This is a genomic window from Arcobacter defluvii, assembly GCF_013201725.1.
Classification (GTDB): domain Bacteria; phylum Campylobacterota; class Campylobacteria; order Campylobacterales; family Arcobacteraceae; genus Aliarcobacter; species Aliarcobacter defluvii.
This window is the reverse complement of the sequence record NZ_CP053835.1, coordinates 397,406-422,267: the sequence shown is the minus strand read 5'-3', so window position 1 is coordinate 422,267 and position 24,862 is coordinate 397,406. Positions and strand designations below refer to the sequence as shown.

The following is a 24,862-nucleotide window of genomic DNA, read 5'->3' as shown; positions in this document are numbered from 1 at the left end:
ATATAAATACTTCTAAAAAGATGCTTTTCAGAATATTAGGATAAAGTGATTTATATTCCAATTATCAAATAATTGGAATATAAATCTCCGTTCTTAAATCATCTTTATTACAAGTAATTGGATTCTTATTCAAATATTTTTCAAAAATAGGCAAATCTCTTAATCTAACTCCACTTTCAACAATCCAATTTGATACACCATCATATGTATTAATCAACTTTATATAATCGCCCTTATGTAAGAATACAGCATATTTGCCACCATCTATTATTTTACTTTGAATTTCACCTTTTGTTTGAATTGTTTTATCAACCCAAGAAACACAAGCATCATATCTTAGTTTATCTGCATCAGTAACATGTGGATTATCATGCCCTATTCCAAACATCATGACATCATCTCTTATAAAATATTCTTTGCTCACAAAATTTATAAGAGTTTCCCATGCTTTAATACTACATTTTGTATATTCACCTGTTTTTCTTACATACAAAATCTCTATATCTTCTAGCTTTACTATTTTTGGCTCTAACATTTTATTTCCTCTTTTTAATTTTGCATTTTTGGCAAATACTTTAGGAGTTATTCCAAAATGCTTTTTAAAAGCTTTTGAAAAAGAAGCATTGGTTTCATATCCACAGTTCATTGCAATTTGAGTAATTTTTTGATTTGTTTTAAACTGTAAAGTACTATTTGATAACCTAACTCTTCTAATATAATTACCTATACTTTCACCTACAACTGATTTAAAAATTCTATGAAAATGGTATTTAGAAAAACTAGCAACCTTCGATAATTCCTCAAGATTTAAAGCACTATTATAATTTTGCTCAATATACAAAATGACTCTACACACACTTTGAATATAATCATCTTTTACCATCTTACTCATATGCTCTCTTTCAAACTCTTTTGTATAGAAATTGTATTAAGATTTAAAAATTAAAACTACTCCACTATTGCTATATTATATAGTATTACTTAATTCTATTCCAAAATGTCATATTTACACTTGATTCATCAATAAGTTCTATATATTTCAAAGCCAAGTCATTTTCCATCCATTTAGCACAAATTTCTTGTGCTTTTTCTTGTGTCGTTGCAAAAGCAACATCTGCATAAACACCATCATTTCCTTTTAATGTGCAATGACCTAGAAAACCTTCTTCTTTTTGTAAAAAATTTTTATCAACTTCGTTTATTATTTGAAGCATAGTTTCTTCTGTAATTCCCTCTTTTAGTTTGAATGTAGCAAACTCCATTCCTACAAAATTACTAATGTTTTTTAATTGTGTCATAAGTGACTCCTTTTAATATATTAAGATATTTCTATCTCTTTATATTTAGACACATTAAAAAATATTGTGTGACACTATAATTCAAATATTTCTTTAATTTCTTCATTTTTTAGTATATTTATTGCAAATATTTTTATATCACTTTCGTAAAAAGGATGTTCTTGATATAAATCTTTATATAGTTTTTCCATAGTTAAATCAAGATTATTTGATTTTGTTTTTATAGTATTTTTAATTGTATTTTGGAAACTTGCAAAAAACTCTATGTTCTTAGGATTTACATAACCTTTTTCAATCAATGCTTTTGTTTTTTGTTCACATTTACAAGAATTTTGTTTATTTATAAGTGAGCAATGATTGTTCATAAAATTATACAAATCACTTCTTGCACGAGATAATTTTTTTCTAAAATTTTCTTTAGAAATAGAAAATATTTCACTTGAAATATCACTATTTATTTCAAAAATATCTCCAATAATTAGAATTGCTCTTTGTTCAGGATTTAAACACAAAAGCATTCCTCTCATACATCCAATTTTTGCCTCTTCAATCAAAAGTTGTTTGAAAGGTTCATCATATTCATCTGATAACATAGAGTTTTTTAAATTATCCATTGTATTAGCAAAATTCTCAAAAGTAAGGTCTCTATATTTTCTTTTTTGATTTAAAAAGCAATTAATCATAATACGATAAGCCCAAGTTTTAAACTCAGATTTTTCTTCAAAAGTATCAATACTTTCAATAATTTTAATCCAAACATCGTTTGTTAAATCTAAAGCATCTTCTTTATAATAAACTAATCGTAAAGCCAAATTATATAAATAAGGCTGATGTTTTGCTATAAATTCTTCTGTTATTTTTTTCATATATTCTTTTTTATATTTGAGTTTATAATTTTGGTTGGGATATTAGCATAGGTTGAGTTAGTATTTATATAAGAATAAAAAATATTGAGGGCATAAAAAAACACCCTCAATATAAAATTATTGTCTTTGTTTCATTTGATGATTTAAGAACTCTTCTTTAGTTATATTTCCATCATTATTTGTATCTATGTCTGAAAACATTGGTTGATTACCAATATTTCTCATCATTTTTCCTTCAGATGCTTTTTGTTCCATTCTTTTTTCTCTAACTTCTTCCATCTCTTTTTCACTGATTTTTCCATCATTATTTAAATCAAAACTTTCAAATGCTGGCATATTGTAACCTTTTCCCATACCTTTACCATTTATTCCTTGCCCCATTCCCCTATTTCCTTGGTTAAGTTGCATTTGTTTATTTTGACCTTTTAATAACTCAAGTTCAGTTAATTTTCCATCTTTATTTGTATCTAAAGAAGTAAAATCAGGAGCATTGATTGCATTTTTCATAGGCATTCCAGCTGATGCTTTTTGCTCCATTCTTTTTTCTCTTATTTCATTAAACTCTTTTTCACTTACAAATCCATCGTTATTTATATCATAAGTTGAAAATTCTATTGGACCTCGATTTGGTAAATCTTCGGCAATAACACTACTTGTTATAACTGATAAAGTACCAGCAACTACTAAACCTAATCTAATCATTTTTGACATATTTTGCATAATCTTATCCTTTATATTTTGATATTTGATTCTACTCTTTATTTAATATAATCTTCATAACTCAAATTATCACTTCAAAACAACTTTTACTTTATCCATACTTTTCATACTTGCAAAATCATTTATTAAATTTGCAAGTTGTAAAACATCACTATTTTTCATTCTTATACATCCTGCTGATTCATTAGTTCCTATTGTTTTTTCATTTAAAGTACCATGTATTCTAAAAGTATTTTTCCCATCAACAATATGTGTAAGATTTATTTTTGCAGCTCCCATATAGTTGTATTTATCTCCAGGAGGTACAACAGAAGGAAGATAAATTCCTCTTTTTCTAAAACTTTTTATTGTATCAGCGGTTGGATACCAAACTGGATTTAAAGAAATCTGAGAAATTTTTCCAACCCCAAATGGTTTTTTTACATCTTTTTTCCCAGTTGAAACTCTATATGTTTTTATTTTTTGTAAATGGTCATTTATTTGAGCTTTTACTGTCATATAATTTGTTACAGAATCAACCTCAATTATCAGCTGTTGATAATCTAAAACATTTGAACTATAATCTACCTTTTCTTTTTTCTCTTTTGGTAAACTAACTTTTTTTATCTCTTTTTTTACTGGTTTTATTTTCTCATAACTTTTTGTTATTTTTTGAACTTTATTTTCTTCCTCTTCATAAGCTTTATCAAATTCATCCATACTAATTTGTCTTATTTCTTCTTCATATGGTGTTTCATCTGAAACATCATTTTTTTCTTCTAAAACAACTTCTTTTTGAATTGGTTCTTCTTTTATCTCAGGTTTTTCTTCTATAATCACATCATCATCTACAAATTTTTTTCCTTCAGGAAAAGGATAAGAACCTACAAGTTTTAACTCTTCCATATTTGGAACAACTGAAACTAAGGGAAATTCTTCTTTAAATTTTTTCTCTTCTTTTTTTTCTTCTTTTATATCAGCAATATTCTCTTTTTTTACAACAATTGTTTCAACAATAGGTTTAATTGGATTATTTAAATCAATAAATATTTTGTTTTTTGATTTAGAAAACAAAACTTCATTTTCTAATAATTTCACATAAGGTTTTTGTTTTTTTACATAAGATGAAGTTGATTTAATAGCAATAAGTGCTTCTTCTTTATTATTATAAATATTTAAATATGTATGAAATTTTTCTTTTTTATCTTTTACGATAAAAACATCTCCTTGCATTTTGTCAAAAATTCTTTTTTTACATACAAGTGCATTTTCAAGATTAGAAGTTACACAAACTGAAATAGTATATTTTTCTTCTGAAGCATAAATATATGATGTGATAAATAATAGAGTTAAAATATTTTTTAGCATAATATTACTTTTTATTCTTTCTTTGTTTTTTAGTATTTTACCTTTTAATTGTTGTAAATTTATTTATAATGTTATTTTTAGTTATAAAAAATTTACCTTTTAATATAATAATATGCTAAACTTCCAGTTTTATATTAATTAACATTATAAGGAATGTTCATGTTCACAGATGATGATTTTATTGAACTAAATTCAAAATTTTACACGACTTGTAAACCTCAATCTAGGATTTTTACACTACTTACTGTGCCTGCTGCTTTATTTGCAATTATTTTATTGTGTTTTTTGGGATATTTTCCTTTGAAAGTAGAGATTCATAGTGTTGTTTTAATTGGTTTTATATTTTTTATTTATCTATTTTTTGTAAAACATAATGCATATTATGTTTCTTGTAAGTTTAGAACACAATATTATGAGTTAGCTTTTAATTTAAAAGAGTATATCAATAAAAATTTATTAACTATTGGTGAAACAACAAAAGCAAATGGAAGTGTAGATGACTTTTTAAAAGATTACACAAGTAACATAAGAAATACAAACTTTTCTTCAATTGCATCAGGAATTTTCCCAACATTAGGGATTTTAGGAACTTTTATCTCTATTGCTCTTAGTATGCCTGATTTTACATCTGGAACAACAAGTGCATTAGAAGGTGAAATTTCAAAGCTTTTAGGTGGAGTTGGTACTGCATTTTATGTTTCTATTTATGGTATTTTTTTATCAATTTGGTGGATATTCTTTGAAAAAATTGGGATGAGTAGATTTGATCATGATACATTTGTAATTAAAGAAAATACTAAACATTTTTTCTGGACAAAAGTTGATATCGAATCAATCCATATAAAAAGTAATTTAGATAATTTTACAAAAATGAGTGAAGTATTTAATCAATTAACATCAAGTGATATTTTAGATAATATTAATTCTTCAATTGAACACAGATTTGAAGTTTTAGAAGAAATTTTGAAAAAAGAGTTGATTTTATCTTCTAAAATTGCAGAAAATATTGATAATAATGAGAAATTATCAATTATGTTAAAAGATATGACTTTAAATATGCAAACAACAATAAAAAGTTTTGAAAAACAAAAAGATTTATATGCTTTAAATGCAGAATTATTAAATGCAAATATAGAAAAACTAAATTCTCATATGGGTAATTTAAGTTCTGATAATCTAAAAGCAATCTATACAAATATTGTAAAAAGTATTGAAACTATGAAAGCTGATATGGAAAAAGTTGAATGGAAATTCAAAAAAGGTTTAGAAGAGTATGATGAAAATATTGAAAATAGATTAAAAAACTCTCTTGAATTGATTGATGAAGAAACTACAAAAATCATAAAAGATTTTAAAGAATTTAAAGAAATATCAAAGTAGTAAAAAATGTACAATAAAGAGCAAAAAAATGATGAAAACTTTTGGATATCTTATGCTGATTTGATGGCTGGATTACTTTTTGTATTCATCTTAGTAATTGGAGCTATTGTAATAAAATATGTTTATACACAAAGTAATTTAGAAAAAGAAAAAGCAGCTTTAAACTCAAGTGAAGAGGCAAAATCTAAACTTTTTTATGAATTGGCAAAAGCAAAAAATCTATATGAAACAACAAAAAGTGATTTAGATAAAGCAGCATCTGAACTAAAAGATAAAGATAATAAAATCTCTTTAAATCTTGCAGAAATAGAAAAATTAAAAGCTTTACTTTTAGAGTATGAATTAAATGTAAAAGATGAAAAAGATAAAAATGAAAAATTATCAGCAGAATTAACTGAAAAAACAAATATGATAAGTTTAAAAGATGAAGAATTAACTATGCTTGCTGATAAGTTATTAGTTCAAACACAAATTCATCAAAAAATGGTTGAAGAGTTTGATATAGCAAAATTAAAAATCAAAAACTTAACAGGTATAAAATTAACAGTTATTGCAAAACTAAAAGAGAAACTAGGAAAATCAATAAATATTGATGAAAAAAGTGGAGCTATAAAATTCTCTTCAAATATTTTATTTGACCAAAACTCTTATATTTTAAAAGAAAATGCAAAAAAAGAGTTAAGTAATACTTTGAAAAAATATTTGAATACTTTACTTGGTGATAAAGAGATGAAAAAATATATTGAAAGTATCACTATTGAAGGACATACTAATAGTGATGGAACATATCTTTCAAATCTTTCATTATCTCAACAAAGAGCACATGCAGTTATGCAGTTTTTATATGATTCTAATATCATAGATAAAAATCTTTTATCAACTTATGTAAATTCTAGTGGGCGTTCATCATCTGATTTAATTTTAGATAAAAATGGTGTTGAAGATAAAGATGCCTCAAGAAGAATAGAGATTAAATTTACAATAAAAAATGAAGAAGCTATAAGAGAAATTCAAAACTATTTAGGTGAGAAGAAATAATGGAAATATCAAAAAAACACCTTTATGAACCAAGAAATTTAGAAGAGTTATCAAAAGAAGTAAAAGAAAAGATTGAAAAAAAGAGATTATCTTTTTTTCAAAAACTTTTCAGATTTTTCTTTAGAAAATAAACTCTTCTATATTTTGAGCAACCATTTCTACAAGTCTTGTTCTAGCTTCAATACTTGCCCAACCAATATGTGGAGTTAATAAAAGTCTATCTTTATTTTTAACTTTTAAAAGTGGATTTGACTCTTCAATTGGTTCTTTATTTACAACATCAATCCCACAATAAATCTCTTTTTCATCTATAAGTTTTGCCAAATCATTTTCATTGATAATTCCACCACGACCAAGATTTAGTAAAATTGCACCTTTTTTCATATTTTTCATATTTTCATAATTTAATAAATCTTTTGTATTTTCATTTAATGGTGCATGAATAGAGATAATATCACTTGTTTTTAGTAACTCATCAAGACTTACTTGTTTATATTCACTATTAGCGTTTTTTCCACTTGTTGAATAATAAACTACTTCACAATCAAAAGCTCGTGATTTTTTTGCTAAATTTCGTCCTATTTCACCAAGTCCTATAACTCCAACTCTTTTTTTATCAAGTTCATAAAATGGTTTATCTATATGAGTAAAAATTTTTGATTTTTGCCATTTTCCCTCATCTACATAAGTTTTGTAATAATTTAATTTTTGAACAAAATAAAAAATCATAGAAAAAGCAACTTGAACAACACTTGAAGTTGAATATCCAGCCACATTTTTCACTTCTATTCCTTTTTCTTTTGCATAAACTAAATCTACATTATTTGTTCCTGTTGCAGTTATACAAATAAGTTTTACATTTGAATCATCCATTTCATCTTTACCAATAACAACTTTATTAGTAAGAACAATATCTGCATCTTTTATTCTTTCTTTCGTTTTTTCGTTTTTTGTTACATCATAAGAAGTAACTTCTCCATATTTTTCAAAAATTGATACATCAATATCAAATCCTAAAGTTGCTCTATCTAAAATTACTATTTTCATATTTATCCTTTAATTTCTTCTTTGACCTGCTTTTGGTGGAGTTACTTCTTTTTGTAAATCAACACTAAGATTATTATAAAAAAGTTCACCATAATTTGTTTCACGATTTATTGTTTCATATGCTTGTTTTATGTCATTACCATATTTCAAAGCATCTTGTAATATTTTTATAATTTTAACTGATTCTAAAAAATTTACGTGAGAAGGAGCCTCAATAGGAGAACTATAATACTTATGCATTCTTTCAACTAAAGATTTATTTCTAATTTCAATAAAAACTGATTCAATTGGTGATTTAAAGAATAATACTTTTTGTTTTACATTTATTGAAATATATGTTGTTTCCATTCCATAAATTTTTCTTGAGTAAGAATCAAATAAAAAAAGTTTTTTATTATAGTTATTATTAAAAAGTTCATAAATCAATTCTAAAATTTTTATCTTTTCTTCTTTAGTATAAAAATTTCCAATAATTGCAAAACAAAAAGATAATATTGATTTAATAGAATACCATTCAGTTGTGTCATAATCATATCTTAACATTTGATCAATTCTTGCTTGTTTTAACTCTTCAATCTCTGTGCTAGTTGTTGATTTGTACACTTTTTGTACAGCAGAATCTCTGTACATTGGTCCTGGAAATTGTGCTTGAATAACAAATCTTCTATTTTTTTCCATTTCCATAATGTATTTTAATCTTCCATAATAATCTTCATCTATAATTCTTACTTCTTTTTGTGGTATTTGTGTAATTGATTTTAAGAACTCTTCACCATTACACCCCTCTTCCCAAATATAATCAGGATACCTAAAAATTTGACAAATTTTTTCTTTTATATCTTTATTTGGTTCTATATCTGTAACATTATCAATCCACGATGTTACAGTCCTTCTATCTTTATTTATCATAGAAGCAAATTTAGAAATACTTAAGTTTGATCTTTTAAAAATTTCTATAAATTTTTCAATTGAATTTTTATAATTCATAGTAAACCTTATATTTAATATTTGTATTATTGTACCATTTTTTATAAAAAAAGCAACTTTTGTACATTTGACTATATTTTTAAAAGAAATTGTATTTTCTGTTTCAAAAATAATACACTACTTGAATGTCTAAATTATGTATAATGACAGTCAACTTAAATTTAAAGGATGTGTATGAGCGCAGGAAAAAAATTTAGAGAAGCCTTAAAAGAAGAGTCTCCTTTACAAATCGTAGGAACAATTAATGCTTATCAAGCATTACAAGCTACAAGAGCTGGACACAAAGCTATCTATTTATCAGGTGGAGGTATTGCAAACGCTTCTTATGGTTTACCAGACTTAGGTATGACAATGTTAGAAGATGTATGTATTGATATTAGAAGAATTACTTCTATTTGTGATACACCATTAATCGTGGATGCTGATACTGGTTGGGGACATGCATTTAATATTGCAAGAACTGTTAAAGAATTCATCAGATATGGTGCTGCTGGACTTCATATTGAAGATCAAGTTGCTGCTAAAAGATGTGGTCACAGACCAAATAAAGAATTAGTTTCAACAGAAGAAATGTGCGATAGAATTAGAGCTGCTGTAGATGCTAAAATGCAACTTGACCCTGAGTTTGTAATTATTGCTAGAACAGATGCTCACGCAAGTGAAGGTCAACAAGCTGCAATTGATAGAGCAAAAGCTTATGTTGAAGCTGGTGCAGATATGATTTTTGCTGAAGCAATTCACACTTTAAAAGAATATAAAGAATTTACAGATGTAATCAAAGTTCCAGTATTAGCAAATATTACTGAATTTGGTGCAACTCCAATGTTTACAACAGAAGAATTAGCTTCAGTTGGTATTTCAATGGTTCTATATCCATTATCAGCATTCAGAGCGATGAATAAAGCTGCTTTAACTGTATATCAAGAATTAAAAGAAAAAGGTACACAAGAAGGTGTTCTAGGAACAATGCAAACAAGAATGGAATTATACGATATGTTAAATTACCATGCTTATGAGCAAAAAATGGATGAATTATTTTCAAAAGGTAAAGCTAAATAATTAGCTTTACTTAAAATAAAATTTGAATAAATAAAACTAAGGAGAAAATATGGGTGGATTAGCAGGTGTTACAGCTGGAACTTCAGCAATTTGTACTTGTGGATTAGGAAATGGACTTAATTATAGAGGATATGATATTGCAGATTTAGCTTTAAAAGCAGATTTTGAAGAAGTTGCATACTTATTATTAGTTGGTGAATTACCAAATAAAGCACAATTAAAAGACTTCAGAAGAAAAATTATTGCAGGAAGAGAATTACCAATTAGCGTTAAAAACGTATTAAAATCAATTCCAGCTTCTTCTCATCCAATGGATGTTATGAAAACTGCAACTTCTGCTTTAGGTTGTGTTGAACCAGAAGCAGAAGATTTTTCTGATCAAATGGCAAAAATCATTAGATTATTAGGTGCATTCCCATCATTTTTAGTTTACTGGCATCACTGGCATAAACATGGTAAAGAAATTGATTTAATTTCTGAAGAAACTACAATTGCTGGTTATATCTTAGAAAGATTAAAAGAAACTAAACCAAAAGCAGTTGAAGTTAAAGCTATGAATGCAATGTTAACTTTATATGCAGAGCATGAATTTAATGCTTCTACATTTGCAAATAGAATTACAGCTTCTACATTATCAGATATTTATTCTTGTATGACAACTGGAATTGGAACTTTAAAAGGTCACTTACATGGTGGAGCTAACGAAGTTGCTATCAAATTTGTATTACAATTTGATAATGTTGAACACGCATTAAAATCAGTTGATGAATTATTTGCAAAAAAAGAAAAAATCATGGGATTTGGACATAGAGTTTATAGAAACTTAGACCCAAGATCTCCAGTAGGTTTTGAATTAGCTTCAGAATTAAGAGAATTAGAAACTTCTGATCCAAAACTATTTGATATTGCAAAAGCAATTAGAGACAAAGTAAAAGCTGATAAAGGTTTACCAGATAATATCGACTTCTTTGGTGGATTAATTTACCACTATATGGAAATCGAAAGATTATACTATACACCTTTATTCATTATGTCAAGAGCAGCTGGATGGGCAGCTCATGCATTTGAACAAAGAGCAAATAACAGAATTATCAGACCAAGTTCTGAATATACTGGACCTGAGCCAAGAGCATTTGTTTCTTTAGAAGATAGAAAATAATTTTATTTTCAAATTTAAGTTAGCTTTTTGCTAACTTAAAAAACTGGTGAATATTAAATATTCCAAATTCTCAATAATAAACTTCAAAATATGGATATAAAAACAATGACAAACGAAAAATATCTTAAACAACTAGATGGTTTAGATGTTAAATATTATGATGTAAAAAGTGCTGTTGAAGACATTACTCCAGGTTCTTTTGCAAAACTTAACTATACATCAAGAGTTTTAGCTGAAAACTTAATAAGAAAATGTCCAAGTGAAGATTTAAAAGATTCACTTATTCAATTAATTGAAAAAAGAACTGATAAAGATTTCCCTTGGTATCCATCAAGAGTAATCTGTCATGATATTCTAGGATTAACAGCATTTGTTGACTTAGCAGGTCTTAGAGAAGCAGTAGCATCAAAAGGTGGAAATCCTGATAAAGTTAATCCTGTTGTTCCTACTCAATTAATTGTTGACCACTCATTAGCAGTTGAGTGTGGTGGATATGATCCAGATGCATTCCAAAAAAATAGAGATATTGAAGATAGAAGAAATGCAGATAGATTCCACTTTATTAACTGGACTAAAGAAGCATTTAATAATGTTGACGTTATTCCTCCAGGTAATGGAATTATGCACCAAATCAACCTTGAAAAAATGTCTCCAGTTATTCACAACATTAATGGTATAGCAAGTCCAGATACATTAGTAGGAACAGATTCACATACTCCTCACGTTGATGCACTTGGAGTTATCGCTGTTGGTGTTGGTGGATTAGAAGCTGAAAATGTAATGTTAGGAAATCCTTCTTATATGAGAGTTCCTGAAATTATCGGTGTTGAAATTGTTGGAACAAGAGCTGAAGGTATTACAGCAACAGATATTGCATTATCTTTAACTTCTTTTTTAAGAGAAAACAACGTAATTTCTGCTTACTTAGAATTCTTTGGACCTGGTATTAAATACCTTAATTTAGGTGATAGAGCTACTATTGCTAATATGACTCCTGAATACGGTGCTAGTGCGGGAATGTTTGCAATTGATGAACAAACTATTGATTACTTAAGAGTAACTGGTAGAAGTCCTGAACAAATTAAATTAGTTGAAACTTATGCTAAAGCAAATGGTTTATGGGCAGATGCATTTGAGCAAGCTACATATGCAAGAACTTTAAAATTTGATTTAACATCTGTTACAAGAAGTTTAGCTGGTCCTTCTAAACCACATAAATTAGTTCCAACTTCAACATTAAAAGCTGAAGGAATTATCAAAGATTTCAAAATTGATGGTGATAAAATGCCAGATGGTGCTATTTTAATTGCTGCAATTACATCTTGTACAAATACTTCAAATCCTAGAAATGTTGTTGCTGCTGGTTTACTTGCAAAAAAAGCAAATGAGCTTGGATTAACTAGAAAACCATGGGTTAAATCTTCTTTAGCACCAGGTTCAAAAGTTGCAGAACTTTATTTAAAAGAGGCTGGATTATTACCTGAATTAGAAAAATTAGGATTTGGTATTGTTGGATTTGCATGTACTACTTGTAATGGTATGTCAGGTGCATTAGATCCTAAAATCCAAAAAGAGGCAGTTGATAACAATATTTATACAACAGCTGTATTATCAGGAAATAGAAACTTTGATGGAAGAATTCACCCTTATGTAAAAGAAGCATTTTTAGCATCTCCTGCACTTGTTATTGCATATGCATTAGCAGGAACTATTAGATTTGATATTGAAAATGGTGTTTTAGGTAAAGATAAAAATGGAAATGATATTAAACTAAAAGATTTATGGCCAACTGATGCTGAAGTTGATGCAGTTGTTAATTCTGCTGTAAAACCAGAAATGTTTGCAAAAATTTATGATCCAATGTTCGCAAGAAATGGATTAGCAGGTATTAAAGTTGATCCATTCTATAAATGGAATACAAAATCTACATATATAAATAAACCTCCTTATTGGGAAGATGAATATATGCAAATGCCAGCACTAAAAGGTATGAGACCATTAGGTGTATTCCCAGATAATATTACAACGGATCACTTATCTCCATCAAATGCAATTTTACCAACATCAGCATCTGGTGAATATTGTTTAAAAATGGGATTACCTGTTGAAGACTTAAACTCTTACGCTACGCATAGAGGAGATCATCATACAGCATCAAGAGCTACATTAGCAAATCCAAAACTTTTTAACGAAATGGTTAAAAATCCAGATGGAACAGTTAAACAAGGTTCATTAACAATGATTATGCCAGAAGGTAAAGAATCTAGAATGTGGGAAGCAATTGAAACTTACACAAATAGAAAACAACCTTTAATTATTATTGCTGGAACTAACTATGGACAAGGTTCATCAAGAGACTGGGCAGCTAAAGGTGTAAGACTTGCAGGTGTTGAAGTATTAATTGCTGAATCAATTGAAAGAATTCACAGAACTAATTTAGTTGGAATGGGTGTATTACCATTACAATTCAAAGATGGAGAAACAAGACATACTTATAATATTGATGGTTCTGAAACATTTGATATTGAAGGTGAGATTACTCCAAGATGTGATTTAACTGTTGTAATGACAAGAGCAAATGGTGAAGTTGTTAAATTCAAAGTTTTATGTAGATTAGATACTTCTGCTGAAGTTGAAGTTTACAAAAATGGTGGTATTTTACAAAAATTCGCTAAAGATGTTATTGCATCTTCAAAATAATTAAATATCTAAAAAGCATCATTGATGCTTTTTAGAATATAAAACTGTTAAAAGAAATCAAAAGATTTTTTTTAACAGTTTTTAAAATCAAAAAACTAATTTTTAAGGAACTAAAATATGAGTAATTATAAACCACAATTTAAAGTTAAAGCTACATATATGAGAGGTGGTACATCAAAAGGTACTTTCTTCAATATTGCAGACTTACCAAAAGAAGCTCAAGAAGACCCAAAAAAAAGAGATAGACTACTTCAAAGAATTGTAGGAAGTCCTGATGTTTATAAACAACAAATGGATGGTATGGGAGGAGCTACTTCTTCTACTTCAAAAGCAATTTTAGTAGGTAGATCAACTGTTCCAAATCATGATGTAGATTACTATTTCTGTCAAGTTGCAATTGATAAAGATTTTGTAGACATGAGTGGAAACTGTGGGAACTTATCAAGTGCAGTTGGTCCATTTGCTATTAAAGAAGGATTAGTTGATAATGTACCTGAAAATGGTGTTTGTTGTGTAAGAATTTGGCAAGCAAATATCAAAAAAACTATTTTGTGTTATGTAACTATGGTTGATGGTATGGTTAAAGAAATGGGTGATTACTACATTGATGGTGTTGCCTTCCCAGCAGAAGAAATCGTTTTAGAATTTGCTGAACCTGTTGACCCTTCTGAAGAGTTATTCCCTACTGGAAATTTAGTTGATGATTTAGAAGTTCCAGGAATTGGTACATTTAAAGCAACTATGATTACTGCTGGTATTCCTACTTGTTTTGTTAATGCAGCTGATATTGGATATAAAGGAACTGAATTACAAGTTGATATAAACAATGATGCCGAAGCACTTGCAAGATTTGAAGTAATCAGATCTTATGCTGCTTTAAAAATGGGATTAATCTCTGATTTAAAAGAAGCAGAAACAAGACAACATACTCCAAAAATTGCATTTGTTGCACCTAAATCTGATTTTACAACTTCTAGTGGTAAAGAGGTTAAAGCAGATGAAATTGATTTACATGTACGTGCGTTATCTATGCAAAAATTACACCACGCTATGATGGGAACTGCTTCGGTTGCTATTGGTGTTGCTGCTTGTATTCCTGGAACTTTAGTTAACTTAGCTGCTGGTGGTGGAGAAAAAACTGCTGTTGAATTTGGTCACCCATCTGGAACTTTAAAAGTTGGTGCAGTTATCAAACAAGAAAATGGAAAATATGTTGTTGATAAAGCAACTATGAGTAGAAGTGCTAGAATAATTATGGAAGGAAATGTATTCGTTCCAGCTGGTACAATGGAATAATTCTAATTTCCTTATTTGAAAAAAGGTCTAGGTTATATCTAGACCTTTTTTTATTTCTAATTAAAAATTTTATGCTAATATAATCCAAAAATTTAATGGAGCAAAAATTTTGGATAATAAATTCAAATTCAATCCATATGAAGCTTTAAAATCGATCTTAGAAATAACATCTTATCATACAGGTGATGAATTTATAGCTAAAACTGCAATTGAAATAAAAAAATTATTTCAAGCTGATTTAGTTTATATTACAAAAGCTATTGATTATTCACCAACTACAAAAGTTGAAGTTATTTACTCTACAAATACAAAAATTCCTAAAATAATAGACCTAAATGGTGTTCCTGGTAAATTTGTTTTTGACAATAAAATTATAAAAATAAAAGAGCATGTACAATACAACTTTCTGGATGTAATAAATGAAAAATATGAAAGTTTTTATGGTATTCCAATAACCGATGGTAAAAATAATTGTATAGGACATATCGCAATTTATTCAAAAAAAGTAAGAGATTTACCTGAAGAATTAAATGATATTGCATTAATTTATTCAAGAAAAATTGAAAGAGAAACAAGAAGAATTGCTTTAGAAAAAGAAAATCTTCTTATAAGAAAACAATTAGAAGAGTTGACAATTACTGATACATTAACAACTTTATACAATAGAAGATATTTTGTAAAAATTTGCTCAGATATTTTTGCTCAAGTAAAAAGAGCATCTACACAAGCAACTTTAGCTTACATAGATATAGATAATTTTAAAAGTATAAATGATAAATTTGGTCATGATGGTGGAGATTTTGTATTAAAATATTTTGCAGATATTTTGAAAGAAGAATCAAGAAAAGGAATAGACTATATTTTTAGGCTTGGTGGAGAAGAATTTTGTATTATTAGTTTAAATACACCATTAAATTATGCTTATGAATATATGGAAAGAATTATGAATCTAACATCAAGAAAATTCTTAACAACAAAATTTGGTAAGATTACGCTAAGTATTGGATTAGTTGAATTTAATAAAGATTTTAATTCATATGACGAAATATTAAATCTTGCAGATAAAAAAATGTATAAAGCAAAAAAAGAGGGAAAAAATTCTATAGTAAAATAGAAAATTCTATTTTACTAAGCTTGAGATTTCTTTAAAACAAGGGTTTTTTGCATTTAAAGTTAATTCAAATAATAAAGATTCATAAGTAGTTGGAATAACTCCTGATTGAATCAATCTTTGTAAAGCAATATCAGTATCTTTTTGTTTTCTAGAGCTACAACAATCAGTTACTAAAACAACTTCGAATCCAGCTTCTATTAAATCAATACAAGTTTGTAAAACACAAACATGTGTTTCAATTCCTGCAACAATAACTACTTTTTTATTAGTAGCTTTAATCGCATCCATTGTTGGTTTATTTTGACAACATGAAAAAGTAGTTTTTTCAAATGATGGGTAAGTATCAACTAATTCTTTTAAAGAAGGAATTGTTTCACCTATTCCTTTTTTATATTGTTCATTTACAATAAATGGAACATTTAAAACTTTCAAACCTTTTACTAAAATCAATAAATTCTTTTCTAGTTCTTCTTTATTTGCAATGTGTGGAAATAATTTTTCTTGAACATCAACCAAACAAAAAAGTGCATCATCAATATTTATTCTCATTTTCTCTCTCCTTAAAATGGTAAAAAATATTTTACAATTCTTTTATTTAAAAGCTGTTTTTTCTGCTCTTTCTAATAAATCTTTTGCACCTTGGTCTATAAAAGTTTGAGCTAAATTTTGTCCAATTTTTTCATAATCTTTAATATCAGCAGTTATATCTTCACTTAGATATTCACTGCCATCTGGCATTCCTACAATTGCTTGAACTCTTATAGAATTTTTATCAATAATTGTTGCTTTTACACCTATTGGAACTTGACAACCACCTTGTAATGTATCTACAAAACTTCGCTCAATTGTTGATTCGATATGAGCATTTTCATCATTTAATACTTTTACTATTTCTAATACTTCTGGATTATTTGTAGTTTCAATTCCAAGTGTAGCTTGTCCCATTGATGGAATCATAACATCAGTTGAAATTGGATTGAAGTATTTAACTTCATTTTCAATTTTTAGTTTTTGAATACCAGTAGCTGCAAGTATAATTGCATCATATTCACCTGCATTTAATTTAGCAATTCTAGTATTTATATTACCTCTTAAATCTTTAAGTACAATATCTGGTCTTAAAATTTTTAAAGCCATTCTTCTTCTTAAACTTGTAGTTCCTACAACTGCACCTTGAGGTAATTCTTCAATAGAACTATATTTATTACTTAAAATTGCATCTCTTGGGTCAAATCTTTTAGTAACAGCAGCAAGAGTTAATCCATCTTCAAATTGAGTTGGTACATCTTTTAATGAATGAACTGCAAGATGTGCACTTCCTTCTAACATTGCAACTTCAAGTTCTTTTGTAAAAAGCCCTTTTCCACCTATTTTAGCTAGAGGAACATCTAATATTTTATCACCCTTTGTTACAAATTCTTGTAATTCTATTTGCATATCAGGATAGTGTTCTAAAAGTAGTGATTTTACATATTCACTTTGCCAAAGAGCTAATTGACTTCTTCTTGTTGCTATTACTAATTTTTCCATATTACCTTCTTATAAAATTTATTTTTTCCCTAAAGTTTCATATTTTTGTCTTGAAGAATCTTTTACTCCATTTACAAATATAGTTGGTGTTCCTTGAACCATAACTTCTTCGCCCATTGACATATCTTTTTGAAGATTTTCATTTACTTCTTTTGTATTAATCTCTTCAAGTTTAATATCTGTTTTAAACTCTTTATTAAATGCTTCTAAGATTTTTTTCTCATCAGTTGATTTTGCTGTAAAATATGGTTCCCAATTTATTTGATATGTTTTTAACTCAACATCTTTTAAACCTTTACTTTTTGCAACTTCTATTATTTTTGCTAGAGGTGCAGCTGCTGGATGTAATCCAATTAATGGGAAATGATAATAATATAAAGCTACATTATCACTATTTTTATTTACATAATTTATAACATCAGGAACATAATCTATACAAAATGGACAAAGTGGGTCAGAAAAAATTACAATTTTGTCTTTTGCATTGTGATTTCCTGCTATTAATTTTGATTTATCATAATATTTAGCTGTTAAATTCGGAGTAACTACATCTTTCAATGATTTTCCTGTTTTAGAATCAATTAAATCTAAAGCGATATATTTACCATCACTGAATAAAATATCTTTTACATTAATTTCTTTACCTTGAACATTTGCTTGAACATCCAAAATATATCCATTCCATCCACTAAGAGGTAACTCTTTTTTTGTGTTTACTTTTACATCATTTACTTTTACATTTGGATTTTGAGCTACTCTTGTTTTTTCAAAATTTACAACAACATCATCACCACTATTTGCATATAAAGTTGCTGATAATAGCACACTTAACGATAATATCTTTGAAAGCTTATTCATATAATTTTTCCTTTTTAAAAATTAGGGATTAGTCTATCTTTTTTACATTAATAAAAAGTTAATATTCTAACTTCTTGCTTTTACTGTAATTTTTCTGATATCAAATAATTCTTTTGCTTTATCAAGCATTTTAGAATTTAAAATATCATTTAATTCTAACTCTTTTTGAGAAGGTGTTACAACAGAACTTTTAGTCATATCTGCTACACAACCTGCACCCATCTCAATAGCTTCTAACATAGAACTTGTTTCTTCTGTAGCTGTTTGATTCGTTTCATCTTCATCAAAATTTTCTTTATTCTTTTCAGTTTCTTCTTTAACTAAATTAATTTCTTCTTTTGTTTCTAGTACGGAGGGTTCTTCCTTTTTAAAATCTAGTTCAACATCATTTCCAAAAATATCTTGAGCAAAAGTTTTTATAATCCCAAAATGTTTATATAAAAGCTTTCTATCTTCATCTTGTGCATAAGAGATTATAAAAAGTTTATTATTTTCAAATCCATTGAAAATAAAATTCTTTTCAAAACATTCTCCTAAAGCATAATCTCTATCATAAACTTTTGATGTTAACTGTTCATATAACTCATTTTTTAAAGAAATTTCTTCTTCAACTTCATCTTCAAAGGGAACTACTTCAATCTCTTGCATTACATTAACAGAAACCTCTTTTTCAAAAGGAATTTCTTCTATTTCTATCTCTTTTATTTCTTCTATTTGTTTATTCTTTATTTCAATTTCTTCAGGTTTTTGAATAGGTAATTCATCAAAAGGAGTTGAATAATCTACAGTCTCAATAGAATCCATAATACCTAAATCTATAATATTATTAGTTTCTATCATAACCTCATCAAAAGGAGTAACTTCCTCTATTTTTGTCTCTTCTTCAATAACTAATGTTTTTTCTTCAACTTTTATCTCTTCAACTATTCCAATTTTTTCTAAAATTGGTTTTTCCACTATTTTTTCAATAATTGGTTTTTCTACAATTAAATCTTTTTTTGCTTCTATTTTTTCTACTTGATTGATAATATCATCAATAGATTTTAAATTCGTAGCTTCCATCATTTTCATAAATGTTAAAATTAATACAAAAGTTCCATCACTATTTATTGCTAATAAATGTTTAGCATCACTTAAAATTCTAAAGAATCTATCAAATAAAAGTAAATCAAATCTTCTATCTTTTGAAATCATTTTATCTTTTAGATAAATTGTCATTTCATCACAAATTTGAGAAACTTCATATATTTCTAACTCTTTGATAATTTCATTTACATCACCTTTATTTAAAATGATTGAAAAAATATTATCCATTAGTTTTGGATCAATAAGTCCTAACATATCAACAACACTTGTTGTATTTACTTTTCCTTTTGAAAAAATTATAGCTTGGTCAAGAAGTGTTAATGTATCTCTTAAACTTCCTTGTCCACTTCTTGCAAGTATTTCTAATGCATCTTTTTCAAAATCAATATTTTCTTCATTTAAGATATGTGATAAATGATGAATAACATCACTTTGTGCTATTTTATTAAATCTAAAATGTTGAGTTCTAGAAAGAATTGTTGCAGGAAGTTTTAGTGGATCTGTTGTTGCTAAAATAAATTTTACAAATCCAGGAGGTTCTTCTAAAGTTTTTAATAAAGCATTAAAAGCTTGAGTTGTAAGCATATGAACTTCATCGATGATAAATACTTTAAATCTAGCACTACTTGGTTTATATTTTGTATGTTCAATTAAATCTTTAATATCATCAATTCCGCGATTACTTGCAGCATCCATTTCAATAATATCAAGATGTCTATTTGAATTTGCACTAATACAATTAGGACAAACTTCACAAGGTTTTGAAGTAGGACCATTTGAACATAATAAAGCTTTTGCCATAATTCTTGCAGTACTTGTTTTACCACTTCCTCTTAAACCTGAAAAAAGGTAAGCATGTGATAATCTATTCAAATCTAATGCTAAAGATAAAGTTTGCGAAACTGTACTTTGTCCAACTAAATCCTCAAATCTTCGAGGTCTATATTTTAAAGCTAAAACTTTATCTTCTAAGTTTTCATTATTCATATTTCACATTTCCTAATTTCAATATTTTTATTTTCTAAAACAATTTGTATCATATTTATATTTATATTTCCTGTATGTAAAATCAAAATTTTTAAATCACCTTGATTTATATGATGAGCTTTTTCATCACTTAAACATAAAAGTCTTTTCGCAATTGCATCACCTGTTTCAATTAAAGTAACATCTTCACCCATAATTTCTTTTATTAGTTTATCAACTAAAGGATAATGAGTACATCCAAGAACTATTGTATCTACATTGTTATGTTTCATTGGTTTTAACCAATTTTCTAACATATCATAAGTTTTTAAACTATTTATTTCACCTTTTTCTATCTGTTCAACCAAACCAACACAAGCTTGTTCATAAAGTTTTACCTCTTTTATAGAAGATAGTTTATCTACTAAGAGTTGATATTTATCACCTTTTAATGTAGCTTTTGTTGCAAGAATTCCTATATTTGATGTTTTTGTATTTAAAATAGCTGGCTTAATTCCTGGTTCTGTTCCAATTACTATAAGAAAAGGATATTTTTCTCTTAAGTGTTTAATTGCAGCACTTGTTGCAGTGTTACATGCAACAATTAAAGCTTCTATTCCATAATTTTCAAGTAAATAAGTTGTGATTTTATCACATCTATCTAAAATCTCTTGCGAACTTTTTTCTCCATAAGGAGCATACGCTGTATCAGCAATATAGAAAATCTCTGCATTTCTAAAAACTTTTAAAATAGCTTTTAGAACTGTTAATCCTCCAAGCCCAGAATCAAATACACCAACTTTCAAGTTATACCTTTATTAGTAATAAGCGATTATTTTAACATAAGTTTTTAAATAAAATTATTAGAAAGAAATAAGAAGTAACAATACTCTTTATTAGAGTATTGTTAAAAAAGAATTATACTAAACCTTGCTCTATCATAGCATCAGCTACTTTTCTAAATCCTGCGATGTTTGCTCCTAAAACTAAGTTTGTTGGTTGTCCAAATTCAGCTGCAGTTGAACTTGCTGATTCAAAAATATTTTTCATAATTTGTTCTAGTTTTGCATCAACTTCTTCAAATGTCCAAGATAACATTGAAGCATTTTGTGCCATTTCTAATTGACTTGTTGCAACTCCACCTGCATTCGCTGCTTTTCCTGGTCCATAAGCAATCTTTGCTTCTACAAATAAATCAACAGCTTGAGGAGTTGATGGCATATTAGCACCTTCACTTACACATTTACAGCCATTTGCTAATAATGTTTTTGCATCTTCTAAATTTAATTCATTTTGTGTCGCGCTTGGAAATGCTGCAAAACATGGTATTGACCAAACCATATTTTTTCCTTCTGGATACTCTTCAATAGGAATATATTTAGCATTTGGTCTATATTTTACATATTCAGTTAATCTTACTCTTTTATTCTCTTTTAAATCTTTTAATAAAAGTAAATCTATTCCTTCTTCATCTAAAATCATACCTTTTGAATCACTACAAGTAATAGGTAATGCACCAAGATGATATAATTTTTCTATAGTATAAATAGCAACATTTCCTGAACCAGAAACTACACATCTTTGTCCTTCTAGACTCTCTCCTCGTGCTGCAAGCATATTTTTTGCAAAATATACACATCCATAACCTGTAGCTTCTGTTCTAGCTAAAGAACCACCCCATTTTAATGATTTTCCAGTAAATACGCCTTCATATCTATTTGCAAGTTTTTTATACATCCCAAACATATAACCTATTTCTCTAGCACCAACTCCAATATCACCAGCTGGAACATCAGTATTTGCACCAATATGTCTATATAATTCACTCATAAATGCTTGACAAAATCTCATGATTTCATTGTCTGATTTTCCTTTTGGATTAAAATCACTTCCACCTTTTCCTCCACCAATTTGAAGACCTGTTAGTGCATTTTTAAATATTTGTTCAAATCCTAAAAATTTAATCACTCCTGCATTTACACTTGGATGAAATCTAAGACCACCTTTATATGGTCCTAATGCTGAATTAAACTCTATTCTAAAACCTTTATTTACTTGAATCTCACCATTATCATCAAGCCAATTTACTCTAAACATTATTTGTCTTTCCGGCTCAACTATTCTTTCTATAATTTTGTGCTTTCTATATTGAGGATATTTATCTAACAATGGTTGCAATGAATATAATACTTCTTCTGCTGCTTGATAAAATTCTGTTTGGGCTGGACTTGTTCTTTTAAGATAGTTAAAAACTTCTTCTAAATATGGCATACTTCTTCCTTCATTCTAAATTGAAAAAATATTTTATCAAAAAATGATTATATTTTATACAATATCTATAAATTTTAATCATATATATAAAAATTATTCTATATACGTTAAAGGATTTTTATGATTTTTCACTATCATCCATATTTACCAATTTTAAATGATGATACAAAAATATTAATTATTGGTACTCTTCCTCCTCCAAGATTTTGCTCTAAAGAATTAAAGATAAAAGATGTAGATTTCCCATATGGCTCAAAAGACAATCTTTTTTGGCAAATTCTTGATAAAATTTTTAAACTAAATCTTATATATAATAATTCATTAGAGGCAATAAATCAAAGAAAAAACTTTTTAATAAAAAATAAAATTGGAATTTGTGATATTGTAGAAAATTGTAAAAGAATTAAATATGATGCAAGTGATTTAACTATGCAAGATATTGTACTGAGAGATATATTATATTATTTAAAAAATTATAAAAATATATATAAAATCATATTTACGGGCGGAAATTCAAAAAATAGCCCAGAGTATTTTTTCAGGAAAATTTTAAAACAAAATAATATAAAAATAGAAATTATAGATAAAGATACACCAAAAATTAATAAATTCACTTTTGATAATAGATCTTTTACAACTATATCTTTAACTTCTCCATCCAATAGCGCCAATAAAAGCATAGGTTCAAATAATCATTATAAACAAAAAAAAGAGAAAGATGACAAATATACAACTTTTGATTTTAGAGTTGAGCAGTATAAAAAAGTATTTAGAAATTTTGAATAAAAAAGAAAAATCTTTTTTATTCATTCATTGAGTTAAAAAACTCTTCATTATTTTTTGTTTTCAGCATTTTTGAATATAAAAATTTAAGTGCTTCAACTTCATCCATTTGAGAAATCGCATTTCTTAAAATCCAAGTTTTTTGTAAAACATCTGGACTTAAAAGCAGTTCTTCTTTTCTTGTTCCAGATTTAATAATATCAAGAGCAGGATAAACTCTTTTATTTGCAGCATTTCTACTAAGAACAACTTCACTATTTCCTGTACCTTTAAACTCTTCAAAAATAACTTCATCCATTTTTGAACCTGTTTCAATAAGTGCAGTAGAAATAATAGTTAAACTACCACCCTCTTCTATATTTCTTGCAGCTCCAAAAAATCTTTTTGGTTTATGTAAAGCATTAGCATCAACTCCACCAGAAAGAACTTTCCCAGAACTTGGTGTTACAGTATTATAAGCACGAGCAAGTCGAGTAATAGAATCAAGTAAAATTACAACATCCTTTTTCATTTCAACAAGTCTTTTTGCTTTTTCAATAACAATTTCTGCAACTCTTACATGATTTTGAGCAGGTAAATCAAAAGTTGAAGAATAAACTTCACCTCTTACACTTCTTTGCATATCAGTAACTTCTTCAGGTCTTTCATCAATTAAAAGAACCATCAAAGTAACTTCTGGATGATTTCTACTTATTGCATGTGCTAATTCTTTTAAAAGTTCAGTTTTACCTGTTTTTGGAGGAGCTACAATAAGTCCTCTTTGTCCTTTTCCCATTGGTGCAAAAAGGTCAAGCATTCTTCCTGTCATTTTTTGTGAATCATATTCAAAATTAAATCGTGATGTAGAATAAAGTGGAGTTAAGTTATCAAATAAAGGTCTATTTTTAGACTCTTTTACGGGTAAGTAATTTATAGCTTCTATTTTTAATAAAGCATTATATTTTTCACTCTCCTTATTTGGAGGTCTAACTTGCCCTGAGACGATATCTCCAGTTCTTAATGCAAATTTTCTAATTTGAGTTGCACTTACATAAGAATCATTTGAAGTATCTGAAAAATTTCCATCAATTGCTCTTAAAAAACCAAATCCGCCCTCTTTAATCTCTAAGATACCTGTAAATAAAATAAATCCGCCTGCATCTATTTGAGATTTTAAAATCGTAAACATTAAATCTTGTCGTTTTAATTCTTGAGGATTTTCAACATCTAGTTCATTTGCTATATTAATTAATTCTTCTAAAGGAAGTTCCCTTAGTTGTTCTATTTTATAACCTTCAACAGGGATATGAGTTCTTGTTTTTTTTGAATTTGTTGTTTTTACTTTCGTTTCTTCTTTAGACTCTTCCATGAGTATGTT

23 protein-coding genes are annotated in these 24,862 nt (G+C 27.4%); 9 read left to right on the top strand and 14 right to left on the bottom strand.

Annotation, left to right across the window (positions count from 1 at the left end; translation table 11 throughout):
* Positions 1–64: 64 nt before the first annotated feature.
* From ADFLV_RS02225 to ADFLV_RS02205, 5 genes are all read right to left on the bottom strand, one after another.
* Positions 65–892 carry an AraC family transcriptional regulator gene (locus ADFLV_RS02225; protein WP_129010368.1) on the bottom strand — a complete coding sequence of 276 codons (828 nt, stop codon included), beginning with the start codon at positions 890–892 and terminating at the stop codon, positions 65–67.
* 85 nt (positions 893–977) lie between these two features.
* Positions 978–1,298 (bottom strand): hypothetical protein, encoded by a 321-nt coding sequence (locus tag ADFLV_RS02220; protein WP_129010367.1) that lies wholly within the window; start codon positions 1,296–1,298, stop codon positions 978–980.
* A gap of 74 nt (positions 1,299–1,372) precedes the next feature.
* On the bottom strand, positions 1,373–2,164 hold the full coding sequence (locus ADFLV_RS02215; RefSeq protein ID WP_129010366.1) for an RNA polymerase sigma factor: 792 nt from the start codon (positions 2,162–2,164) through the stop codon (positions 1,373–1,375).
* Positions 2,165–2,281: 117 nt separating this feature from the next.
* Positions 2,282–2,884, bottom strand: coding sequence for an EF-hand domain-containing protein (locus tag ADFLV_RS02210; protein WP_129010365.1), 603 nt, complete (start codon positions 2,882–2,884; stop codon positions 2,282–2,284).
* Between the two features lie 69 nt (positions 2,885–2,953).
* The gene (locus tag ADFLV_RS02205; RefSeq protein ID WP_129010364.1) at positions 2,954–4,231 is read right to left on the bottom strand and encodes a L,D-transpeptidase; all 1,278 of its coding nucleotides are present in this window, start codon (positions 4,229–4,231) and stop codon (positions 2,954–2,956) included.
* A gap of 159 nt (positions 4,232–4,390) precedes the next feature.
* Between ADFLV_RS02205 and ADFLV_RS02200 the strand changes: the two genes are divergently transcribed.
* The 3 genes from ADFLV_RS02200 to ADFLV_RS15195 are packed head-to-tail and all read left to right on the top strand — an operon-like array spanning position 4,391 to position 6,780.
* Positions 4,391–5,611, top strand: a complete 1,221-nt coding sequence (locus ADFLV_RS02200; RefSeq protein WP_014473143.1) for a MotA/TolQ/ExbB proton channel family protein — start codon at positions 4,391–4,393, stop codon at positions 5,609–5,611.
* Positions 5,612–5,617: 6 nt separating this feature from the next.
* A complete protein-coding gene (locus tag ADFLV_RS02195; protein ID WP_129010363.1) occupies positions 5,618–6,649 on the top strand; it encodes an OmpA family protein in 1,032 nt (343 codons plus the stop codon).
* The gene (locus ADFLV_RS15195; protein ID WP_268812257.1) at positions 6,649–6,780 is read left to right on the top strand and encodes a hypothetical protein; all 132 of its coding nucleotides are present in this window, start codon (positions 6,649–6,651) and stop codon (positions 6,778–6,780) included. The genes ADFLV_RS02195 and ADFLV_RS15195 overlap by 1 nt, the downstream gene beginning before the upstream one ends.
* On the opposite strand, the gene ADFLV_RS02190 is transcribed toward ADFLV_RS15195, so the two are convergent.
* Positions 6,770–7,696 carry a D-2-hydroxyacid dehydrogenase gene (locus tag ADFLV_RS02190; RefSeq protein ID WP_129010362.1) on the bottom strand — a complete coding sequence of 309 codons (927 nt, stop codon included), beginning with the start codon at positions 7,694–7,696 and terminating at the stop codon, positions 6,770–6,772. The genes ADFLV_RS15195 and ADFLV_RS02190 overlap by 11 nt on opposite strands.
* 9 nt (positions 7,697–7,705) lie before the next feature.
* Positions 7,706–8,683 (bottom strand): hypothetical protein, encoded by a 978-nt coding sequence (locus ADFLV_RS02185; RefSeq protein ID WP_014473139.1) that lies wholly within the window; start codon positions 8,681–8,683, stop codon positions 7,706–7,708.
* Positions 8,684–8,857: 174 nt separating this feature from the next.
* On the opposite strand from ADFLV_RS02185, the gene prpB reads away from it, so the two are divergent.
* From prpB to ADFLV_RS02160, 5 genes are all read left to right on the top strand, one after another.
* Positions 8,858–9,742 carry a methylisocitrate lyase gene (gene prpB, locus ADFLV_RS02180; protein WP_014473138.1) on the top strand — a complete coding sequence of 295 codons (885 nt, stop codon included), beginning with the start codon at positions 8,858–8,860 and terminating at the stop codon, positions 9,740–9,742.
* Between the two features lie 49 nt (positions 9,743–9,791).
* Positions 9,792–10,901, top strand: a complete 1,110-nt coding sequence (locus tag ADFLV_RS02175) for a citrate/2-methylcitrate synthase (protein WP_014473137.1) — start codon at positions 9,792–9,794, stop codon at positions 10,899–10,901.
* A 105-nt stretch (positions 10,902–11,006) separates the two neighbouring features.
* Positions 11,007–13,601: a Fe/S-dependent 2-methylisocitrate dehydratase AcnD gene (acnD, locus tag ADFLV_RS02170; RefSeq protein ID WP_014473136.1), complete on the top strand. Its 2,595-nt coding sequence runs from the start codon at positions 11,007–11,009 to the stop codon at positions 13,599–13,601.
* Positions 13,602–13,718: 117 nt separating this feature from the next.
* Positions 13,719–14,897, top strand: coding sequence for a 2-methylaconitate cis-trans isomerase PrpF (prpF, locus tag ADFLV_RS02165; protein ID WP_129010361.1), 1,179 nt, complete (start codon positions 13,719–13,721; stop codon positions 14,895–14,897).
* Between the two features lie 109 nt (positions 14,898–15,006).
* Positions 15,007–16,011 (top strand): GGDEF domain-containing protein, encoded by a 1,005-nt coding sequence (locus ADFLV_RS02160; RefSeq protein ID WP_014473134.1) that lies wholly within the window; start codon positions 15,007–15,009, stop codon positions 16,009–16,011.
* Positions 16,012–16,017: 6 nt separating this feature from the next.
* On the opposite strand, the gene ADFLV_RS02155 is transcribed toward ADFLV_RS02160, so the two are convergent.
* From ADFLV_RS02155 to gdhA, 6 genes are all read right to left on the bottom strand, one after another.
* Entirely contained in the window at positions 16,018–16,560 is a 543-nt protein-coding gene (locus ADFLV_RS02155) for a hydrolase (RefSeq protein ID WP_129010360.1), read from the bottom strand.
* 42 nt (positions 16,561–16,602) lie between these two features.
* The gene (gene hemC, locus ADFLV_RS02150; protein ID WP_014473132.1) at positions 16,603–17,541 is read right to left on the bottom strand and encodes a hydroxymethylbilane synthase; all 939 of its coding nucleotides are present in this window, start codon (positions 17,539–17,541) and stop codon (positions 16,603–16,605) included.
* Positions 17,542–17,559: 18 nt separating this feature from the next.
* Complete coding sequence (locus ADFLV_RS02145; RefSeq protein ID WP_014473131.1) at positions 17,560–18,399, bottom strand: thioredoxin domain-containing protein; 840 nt, start codon at positions 18,397–18,399, stop codon at positions 17,560–17,562.
* A 66-nt stretch (positions 18,400–18,465) separates the two neighbouring features.
* Positions 18,466–20,472, bottom strand: coding sequence for a DNA polymerase III subunit gamma/tau (locus tag ADFLV_RS02140; RefSeq protein ID WP_129010359.1), 2,007 nt, complete (start codon positions 20,470–20,472; stop codon positions 18,466–18,468).
* Positions 20,469–21,257, bottom strand: coding sequence for a glutamate racemase (gene murI / locus ADFLV_RS02135; protein ID WP_129010358.1), 789 nt, complete (start codon positions 21,255–21,257; stop codon positions 20,469–20,471). The genes ADFLV_RS02140 and murI overlap by 4 nt, the downstream gene beginning before the upstream one ends.
* 112 nt (positions 21,258–21,369) lie before the next feature.
* A complete protein-coding gene (gene gdhA / locus ADFLV_RS02130) occupies positions 21,370–22,722 on the bottom strand; it encodes an NADP-specific glutamate dehydrogenase (protein ID WP_129010357.1) in 1,353 nt (450 codons plus the stop codon).
* A 120-nt stretch (positions 22,723–22,842) separates the two neighbouring features.
* Here gdhA and ADFLV_RS02125 point away from each other — a divergent pair, with 120 nt between their 5' ends.
* Complete coding sequence (locus ADFLV_RS02125; RefSeq protein ID WP_129010356.1) at positions 22,843–23,508, top strand: uracil-DNA glycosylase family protein; 666 nt, start codon at positions 22,843–22,845, stop codon at positions 23,506–23,508.
* A 16-nt stretch (positions 23,509–23,524) separates the two neighbouring features.
* Here the strand turns inward: ADFLV_RS02125 and rho are convergent, their stop codons facing one another.
* On the bottom strand, positions 23,525–24,853 hold the full coding sequence (gene rho / locus ADFLV_RS02120; protein WP_014473126.1) for a transcription termination factor Rho: 1,329 nt from the start codon (positions 24,851–24,853) through the stop codon (positions 23,525–23,527).
* Positions 24,854–24,862: the final 9 nt, after the last annotated feature.